The 977-nt window shown below is 66.4% G+C and carries 1 protein-coding gene; it reads right to left on the bottom strand.

The annotated features are described in order from the left end of the window. Window positions 1-977: DUF1800 domain-containing protein (locus AC1DS3_RS39035; protein ID WP_477129415.1), on the bottom strand; the 977-nt coding region annotated here is incomplete at both ends.

Below are 977 nucleotides of genomic sequence, written 5' to 3'. Positions count from 1 at the left end.
GGAAAGCCGGTGCGCTCGGCCGGCTTGCCATCATCCTTGGAGAACAGCCCGGCCTGCCCCGAGCCAATGGCGCGCGCGATCTCGAAACGCTTGACCATTTGCCCCGAACTGGCCCATGCGCTCTCCGCTGCCGGGAAACCGTCCGGCGTGATGCGGCCATAGAGCGGCTCGCCAAGCTGGTTAAGCCAGCCGATGGCGGGGCGCAGGTTGGCCACCGTGCGGCCGTCATACGCCAACCGCAGCGACGAAGCCACGAACTGCATCGGGTCCTTGAACTTGCGCGTGCCGGAGGCCAGCGTGGTGTTCAGCTCAGGCGACAGGAACAGCGTGCGCAGCACCGCCGCGATATCGCCATCGGTCTGCGTGAAGGTGCCTGCCATGCGATTGACGAGCGAAGGCGGCGGCGTATCGCCGACGAAGTGCGCGGCGAGCTTGTAGGAAATGAAGCGCGCGGTGGCCGGATCGCGGCTGAGAATGTCCACCGCCTGCTCTACCTCGTGGAAGCCGGTCGGCTCGATACGATGGCCAAGCAAGGTCTTGGGCCCGAAGTCGTGCCGGTTCGGGTTGAACTCGAACAGCCCGCCCGCGCGGTAAAGCGCCTGCTTTTGCGGCGCGAGCTTGGGCGGCTCGCCGCTGACGTTGATGCCCAGGCCGGTCAGCACGCGGGCCAGCTCCTGCACATCCTGCTGGGTATAGCGCGAGCCGCTCGGGCCGCCGGACACGCCCAGCGTGTGCAACTCCATCAGCTCGCGCGCATAGTTCTCGTTGATGCGGTTGACCGCGCTCTGCGCGTTGTCCAGGTACTCCAGCATGGCGGGCGATGTCACGGTCGCCATCAGCAGGTCGCGGAACTTGCCCAGCGCATGCGGGCGCACCGCCTTGTCCTCGTAGTCAGCCAGCACCCAGCGCACCGAGCCCTTGCCGGAGTACACGCTGAAGTGGTTCATCCAGAACCACGTCATCTGTTCGCGCAGCTG

It is taken from the genome of Cupriavidus sp. 01L46, from assembly GCF_056399905.1.
The sequence above is the reverse complement of the archived record's forward strand: the minus strand, read 5'-3'. Positions and strand labels throughout refer to the sequence as shown.